The 7,502-nt window shown below is 64.4% G+C and carries 5 protein-coding genes and 1 tRNA gene; 2 read left to right on the forward strand and 4 right to left on the reverse strand.

All coding sequences use genetic code 11. The features are described from left to right. Nucleotides 1-5: 5 nt before the first annotated feature. Nucleotides 6-1,061 (reverse strand): ubiquinol oxidase subunit II, encoded by a 1,056-nt coding sequence (gene cyoA / locus A6M56_RS20840; protein ID WP_045786912.1) that lies wholly within the window; start codon nt 1,059-1,061, stop codon nt 6-8. A gap of 146 nt (nt 1,062-1,207) precedes the next feature. Between cyoA and A6M56_RS20845 the strand changes: the two genes are divergently transcribed. Next, nucleotides 1,208-2,527 (forward strand): MFS transporter, encoded by a 1,320-nt coding sequence (locus A6M56_RS20845; RefSeq protein ID WP_045786913.1) that lies wholly within the window; start codon nt 1,208-1,210, stop codon nt 2,525-2,527. A 93-nt stretch (nt 2,528-2,620) separates the two neighbouring features. Here A6M56_RS20845 and A6M56_RS20850 read toward each other — a convergent pair whose 3' ends face one another. Beyond that, entirely contained in the window at nt 2,621-3,070 is a 450-nt protein-coding gene (locus A6M56_RS20850; RefSeq protein ID WP_062738511.1) for a hypothetical protein, read from the reverse strand. A gap of 549 nt (nt 3,071-3,619) precedes the next feature. Here A6M56_RS20850 and A6M56_RS20855 point away from each other — a divergent pair. Next, entirely contained in the window at nt 3,620-4,204 is a 585-nt protein-coding gene (locus A6M56_RS20855; RefSeq protein ID WP_045786915.1) for a PAS domain S-box protein, read from the forward strand. 83 nt (nt 4,205-4,287) lie between these two features. Here A6M56_RS20855 and A6M56_RS20860 read toward each other — a convergent pair. Beyond that, a tRNA-Leu gene (locus tag A6M56_RS20860) sits at nt 4,288-4,374 on the reverse strand. A gap of 127 nt (nt 4,375-4,501) precedes the next feature. Beyond that, nucleotides 4,502-7,502: efflux RND transporter permease subunit (locus A6M56_RS20865; protein WP_286758377.1), on the reverse strand; the 3,001-nt coding region annotated here is incomplete at its 5' end.

Raw genomic sequence — 7,502 nt, forward strand, 5'->3', positions numbered from 1 at the left:
GCGCGTTACCGCAACAGCCGCCGGCCGTCGTCGTTGATGGCGGTTTCCGCCGCGAGCATGGGCATGACATCGGCCACGTTGCTCGCAGTGCAGATTTCCGTCGACGGGTCGAACCCGGCACGGTTGCGGTTGCGCGCCATGGTGTCTGCCAGGCACGCCTGGCCGTCCACGCAGCGGTTCAGGATGCGGTCGTAGAGGCCCGGCGCCACGCTGGCGTAGCGCTGCACCGGCTCGCTTTCGCTGGGCTTGGCCAGTTTGAGGTAGACGTCTTTCGACAGCGGCGTGCCCGATGACTTGACCTGCGCCACCCATCGGTCGAACTCCTCATTCGACAGGCCGTGGAACTTGAACCGCATGTGCGAGAAACCCTGGCCGCTGTAGTTGGACGAGAACCCGTCGTACACGCCGGGCCGGTTGATGACCGCGTGGAGCTTGGTCTCCATGCCCGGCATCGCATAGACCATGCCTGCCAGCGACGGCACGAAGAACGCGTTCATGACCGACGTGGCCGTGATGCGGAACGCAATCGGGCGATCAACCGGCGCCGCCAGTTCATTGACAGTGGCGATGCCCTGCTCGGGATAGAGGAACAGCCACTTCCAGTCCATCGCCACCACTTCCACGGTGAGCGGCTTGGTCTGGGGCGGCACCGGGCGCTGGGAATCGAGCCGCGTCAGCGGCCGATACGGATCGAGCTGATGGGTGCTGACCCATGTGATGGCGCCCAGCGTGATGATGATGAGCAGCGGCGCAGCCCAGATCGCCAGCTCCAGCACCGTGGAGTGGTCCCAGTCCGGGTTGTAGTGCGCGTCGTCGGCGCTCTCCCGGTATCGCCACGCAAACACGAGCGTGAGAATGATCACCGGAACGATGATCAGCAGCATCAGGCAGGTGGCGATGATGATGAGGTCGCGCTGCCGCAGCGCCATGTCGCCTGCCGGCGACAGCAGCACCGCGTTGCTGCATCCCGCAAGCGCCAGGAGCAAAGCAATTGCGGCACTTCTCAAAAGCGATCTTCCCGTTACCTGGAAGGATTTCACCGCTGCATCGAAGCGTGGCATGGTCTCGGAAGTGGCGTCTGGTTAACGTCGCGCGGGGATGCCCCCAACGATCTTTCGATTTGCCGTTGCAGTTTAGGCGCCTATTCTGGTGATTGCCGGACTTTAATGCCCTGACGACATCCCCCGCCCTCGACGGAGACCCCACGATGGCCAGTCTGACCCATCAGCATCGCGCGTCCCCCACTGCTCCGCCCGCACCAGGCCACCATGAAGTCGCCCCAGCTGAGATCGCCACCGGCGTGGTCATCGGGCGGGCCTCCGAGTACTTCGACTTCTTCGTCTACGGCATCGCCTCGGTGCTCGTCTTCCCGTCGGTCTACTTTCCGTTTGCGAGCGAATTGGCGGGGCTGCTCTTCAGCTTCACGATCTTTTCGTTTGCCTTCATCGGCCGGCCGTTTGGCACCGCCTTGTTCATGCGCATCCAGCGCCGATGGGGCCGCGGCACGAAGCTGACCGCGTCGCTGTTCCTGCTCGGCACGGCCACCGTCGGGATTGCGTTCTTGCCGTCGTACGCGTCGATCGGCAGCGCGGCGATCTACCTGCTGGCCCTCTTTCGCTTCATGCAGGGCATTGCGTTTGGCGGCTCCTGGGACGGCCTGCCGTCGCTGCTCGCACTGAACGCGCCCGAAGACAGGCGCGGCTGGTACGCCATGCTCGGCCAGCTCGGCGCGCCTACCGGCTTCATCGTGGCGGGCGGGTTGTTCCTCTTCCTCCATGCCAGCCTGACGCCGGAAGAATTCATCGACTGGGGCTGGCGGTATCCGTTCTACGTGGCCTTCGCCATCAACGTGGTCGCGCTGTTTGCGCGGCTGCGGCTCGTGGTGACGTACGAATACACGCAACTGCTGGAAGAAGGCGAGCTGGAACCGATCAGCACCCTGCAGATGGTGAATGCGCAGGGGTTCAACATCTTCCTGGGCGCATTTGCCTCGCTGGCCAGCTATGCGCTGTTCCACCTCGTCACGGTGTTTCCGTTGTCATGGATCGCGCTTCACAAGACCCAGGGCGTGTCGAATGTGCTGGCTGTGCAGATCGTCGGCGCGGTCATCGCGCTCATGGGTACGCTGGTGTCGGGCCTGATCGCAGACCGCATCGGCCGGCGCACCACCTTGGCCGCCATGGCCGTGCTGATCGGTCTGTTCAGTCTGGCTGCGCCGTGGCTGCTGGATGGAGGCGCTACCGGCCAGGACATCTTCATCCTGCTCGGCTTTGGCCTGCTGGGGCTCTCGTATGGCCAGGCGGCTGGCGTGGTCACCTCGAACTTCGAACGGCGGTTCCGCTACACCGGCGCCGCCCTCACCACGGACTTCGGCTGGCTCTTCGGCGCGGCCTTTGCGCCGCTGGTGGCGCTGGGCCTCTCGTCATTATTCGGGCTTGCGGCGGTCAGCCTGTATCTGATGTCGGGGGTGATCGGAACGCTCGTGGCGCTGCGGATCAACCGCGCGCTCGGAACGCCCGATACCTGAAACCGGCTGCCGTTGAAGGGTGCGGGCGAACGGACCCGCCGTGCTTCGCCGCCTGAGGGGGCGATTCGCACCCATTCAACGGCGCACCGATTGTCAATGGCGTCCTGCCGGCCAGAGCGTGTTCGGGTCTTCGCCAAGCGCGGCCGCAATGGCGAGCCGAACACGCTTCGCCCCTCTGCCCGCTATCGAGGACGAGAGCAGTTGCGGGGTGACGTTGTCCAGCCCGAGCTTGTCCGCCAGCTCGCGCAGGGTGGCCTTGCCGAAACGCTCGTCAAGACGTTGCTTGACGAGAGCGGCGCGGCGCCGAACCTCCGGAGCAGCCGGCACGGGCTCCGCTGTTTGGCATTTTGCCTCACGCTCTTTCGGATTCACTGGGCAATCAGCCGGTGCGGCCGCAGGGTGATCGGCCATGGACCTCCCCAGGTTTTCCAAGGCTTCGGCGATGTTTCGCCCTGTGCTGGAATGCAGCGTGCCCGACGCTACCAGGACGGCAAAGTAGTGACCGTTCTCCTGGTACAGCCTGACTTTATAGAGGAGGTCCATAGGATGCCGCGCGCAGAGTGTCGACAGGCTTATTCACGCATGTCTTTGCCGACCGGATAAGCTGATCGTCGCTGTCGCAGCTCGCCAGCACAGTCGGCGGCGCATGGGCGGCGGAGGTCCCTCCCCGGATCCGCCGCTGGATTGGTGCGCGAAAACTTCCCCATTCTTTGAAACGTCCCGCGAGTTCTTATATTTTTCGCCGATGCCCGCGAGCGCTGAGGCCGGTCTGCGCCGGCTGGCTCGCTCACAGGCTTCCCCCTCGTTTGCATCGCGCCCGCCCCGTCGGAGCGAATGTGCCTTGAATGTCGTGAGTCCGGCGTGATGCTGGCACCGCACATTGTGGGAAACGATAGCAGACGCTATTCTGGCTGGCACCCTGCTAATCAGAGGGTAAGCATTCCCGTGTAGGCGTGGTCCGATGCTGTCTTCCGGTGCTAGACAGGCCGCCGGCGTGGTCGCCATCAAGGCGCAGGCTGCAACCTTGCTCGGCGATGGGCCTCGGTAAGCCAGCCATTCTTCCTTCGCAGTCCAGATCGAAAGCGGCAGAGCATGGAAGTTCTCAAAGAAGTGAGCGCGATCACGTTGGCCGACAGCCTGCCGGATGCCGTTTTCATGGTCGACGAGACCGGGCGAATCCGGTACGCCAATGCCGCGTGGGAGGAAATCCTCGGCTATCGGCCATCCGAACTGGTCGGCCAGTTCATGCTCGAGCTTGTGGCGCCGGACGACCGGGATCGGACACAGCGGGAAGCGGCCCGCGTTCAGGCCGGCGCCAGACGCACCGGATTTGAGAACCGCTACCGGCATCAGCTGGGCAACGATGTCTACTTGTCATGGTCGGCGCGGTGGAATGTCGAGCATCGGCTGCGCATCGGCGTGGCACGCAACATCACGGCACTGAGAACGGCCGGCGCGCACAACCCGCTCGCACAACTGAAGGAGCGGCTGGCGCCCCACGAATGCAGGGTATTGCAGCTATTGCTGACGGAAGCCGCGGAAAAGCAGATTGCCGAACAACTCGGCCTTGCCATTTCCACGACGCATTCCTACGTCACGAGCATTTATCGGAAGTTCGGTGTGCGCGGCCGCGCTGGGCTTATGAGCCTGTGGCTCAAAGAGACTCGCGATCGCTGATGCGGTGGGCAAGGCGTCGCGTGTGAAAGCGCTCGGCGGTAGGAACGCCTTTGAAGCTAAATCGCTGATCTGCAAGAGAATTCTGGTGCGAGGGAGGGGACTCGAACCCCTACACCATTGCTGGCGTCAGGACCTAAACCTGGTGCGTCTACCAATTTCGCCACCCTCGCCGGATGGAACGCGGCGCCCGCTGAGGGCGCCGGTAAGGAAGCCGGCGATTATATCGCAGTCGTCCGAGGGTTTCCAATCCCCCGCCCGCACCGCGCGTGGCCGGGATTGCGCCTTCCCTCGCCGCCGTCAGGCAGTCGGCGCGGCGGCCCGGGCTTCGGGCCGCTTCACGCGGAACCAGGCCGCATACAGCGCGGGCAGGAACAGCAGCGTCAGCACCGTAGCGATGATCAGTCCGCCCATGATGGCCGCCGCCATCGGGCCCCAGAACACGCTGCGCGAGAGCGGAATCATCGCGAGCACCGCCGCAGCCGCTGTGAGGATGATGGGACGGAAGCGCCGCACTGCCGCTTCGACGATGGCGTTCCATGTGGGCACACCGGCGGCCACGTCCTGCTCGATCTGATCCACCAGGATGACCGAGTTGCGGATGATCATCCCGATCAGCGCGGTAATGCCGAGCTGCGCCACGAAGCCCATCGGCGCGCGCAGCAGCAGCAGCGTGGCGGCCGCGCCAATCAGGCCGAGCGGGCCCGTCAGGAACACCATCACAGAGCGCGAGAAGCTGTGGAGCTGGAGCATCAGCAGCAGGAAGATGATGAAGATGCACAGCGGCATCTGCGCGGCGATGGACGCGCCGGCGTTGGCACTCTCCTCTTCCGCGCCGGCGATCTTGATCTGGTAGTCCGGCGGCAGGTCTGCGCGGATCTTGTCGAGCAGCGGGTTGATCTGCGCTGTCACGGTCGGGCCCTGCACGCCATCGACCACATCCGACTGCACGGTGATGCCGTAATCGCGGTTCTCGCGCCAGATCACGCCCGGTTCCCATGCAAAACCCACGCGCGCCACCTGTGTAAGCGGCACCGCGCGGCCGCTGGCCGTGGGCACCTGCACGCGCTGCAACGCATCGAGCGTGTTGCGCTCGCTCGCCTCGGGGCGCATGACGACGTCGAGCAGCTTGTCGCCGTCACGGTACTGCGCGATGGGCGCGCCGGACAGCACCGTCTGCGTGACCTGCGAGATCGACCCCGTGGACACGCCAAGCGCACGGGCCTTGTCCTGGTCGATGTCCAGCCGCAGGACCTTGACGTTCTCGTTCCAGTTGTCGTTCACGCCCACGGTATTGGGGTTCGCCTGCATGATCGCCTTGACCTGGTCGGCAATCTTGCGCACGCCGCCAATGTCCGGGCCCATCACGCGGAACTGCACCGGATACGGCACCGGCGGCCCGTTGGGCAGCAGCTTCACGCGGCCGCGCAGATGCGGGAATTGCGACTTCAGCAAGCCGATGACGCGCTGGCGCACACCCTCGCGCGTCTCGAGCGATGTCGGCATGACGATGGCCTGCGCCACGTTCGTTTGCGGCAGGATCTGGTCGAGCGGCAGGTAGAAGCGCGGCGCGCCGGAGCCGATGAACAGCGTCACGCTGTCGACGTTCTGCTCCTTGCGCATCAGCGCCTCGAAGCGCTTCGCTTCGGTTTCGGTCTGGTTGAAGCTGGAGCCTTCCGGCAGCCAGAGCTCCACCATCAGCTCAGGCCGGCTCGAATCGGGGAAGAACTGCTTCTCCACGTACTTGAAGCCGAACACGCCCAGCCCGAACGCCACCAGCGTGACGACGATCACCGTCTTGCGGTACTCGACGCACCAGTTCACCCAGCCGCGGAATCGGTTGTAGAACGGCGTATCGAACAGTTCGTGATGGCCGCCGTCGCCCACGTGCGATTTCGTGCGCAACAGCAGAAAGCCGAGATACGGCACGAACACGACGGCCGCAAACCATGACAGCACCAGCGCCAGCGCCGTCACGGCGAAGATGCCGAATGTGTATTCGCCCACCGTCGAGCGTGCCAGCCCGACCGGCAGGAAGCCCGTGGCGGTGATCAGCGTGCCCGTGAGCATCGGCATGGCGGTGGACGTGTAGGCAAAGGTGGCGGCCTCCATCTTGGAGAAGCCCTCTTCCAGCTTGCGCACCATCATCTCGACCGCGATGATCGCGTCATCGACCAGCAGGCCCAGCGCGATGATCAGGGCGCCGAGCGAAATCTTGTGCAGGCCGATGTCGAAGATGTTCATGAACAGGAACGTCACCGCCAGCACCAGGGGAATCGTCAGCGCCACGACCAGGCCCGGCCAGATGTCGATGCGCAGCTTCGGCTTGGTGTGCAGGCCGAGCGAAAGAAAGCTCACCGCCAGCACGATCACCACCGCCTCGATCAGTACATGCACGAACTCGCCCACCGAGTTCTGCACCGATTTCGGCTGGTTCTGCACCTGCTCCATCTCGATGCCGACCGGCAGCTTCGCGCGGATCTTCTCGACCGTCGCACGCAAGTCCTTGCCGAGCTGGATGATGTCGCCGCCCTTGGTCATCGAGATGCCCAGACCGATCACCTCCTTGCCGTTGAAGCGCATCTTGGCGTGCGGCGGATCGATGTAGCCGTGCTTCACGGTGGCGATGTCGCCCAGGCGGATGTTGGTCGTGCCGCCGGGGCCGCGCAGGCTCAGGTTTTCCAGGTCGCGGATGTCTGAAAACTGGCCGGAAAGGCGGATCTGCACGTTGTCGGTCGGCGTCACCAGCACGCCGCTGGGGCCGATGTTGTTCTGCTGCCCGATCTGCGTGGCAATGGTGTTGATGTCCAGCCCCATCTGCGCCAGCTTGGCCTGCTGGAACTCGATGTAGATCTTCTCGTCCTGATCGCCGAGCAGCTCCACCTTGGCGACGTTCGGCACGCGCAGCAGCTGCTGGCGGATCGCATCGGCGTAGTCGTTGAGCTGCCGGTAGGTGAAGCCATCGGCCGACAGCGCGTAGATCGAGCCGTACACGTCGCCAAAGTCGTCGTTGAAGTACGGCCCGCGCACACCCTGCGGCAAGGTCGGCGCAATGTCGCCCACCTTCTTGCGCACCGTGTACCAGAGCTGCTGCGTTTCCTTGGCGGGCGACGTGTCGGCCAACTGGAACGTGACCAGCGTCTCGCCGGGCTTGGAGTAGCTGCGGATCTTCCACGCGTATGGCACTTCCTGCAGCGCCTTCTCAATCTTGTCGGTCACCTGGCGCGACATCTGCTCCGCCGTGGCGCCCGGCCAGAAGGCCTGCACCACCATTGCGCGGAACGTGAACGGCGGGTCTTCG

Origin of the sequence: Ralstonia sp. RL (assembly GCF_001683835.1) — a bacterium.
GTDB classification, from domain to species: domain Bacteria; phylum Pseudomonadota; class Gammaproteobacteria; order Burkholderiales; family Burkholderiaceae; genus Ralstonia; species Ralstonia mannitolilytica.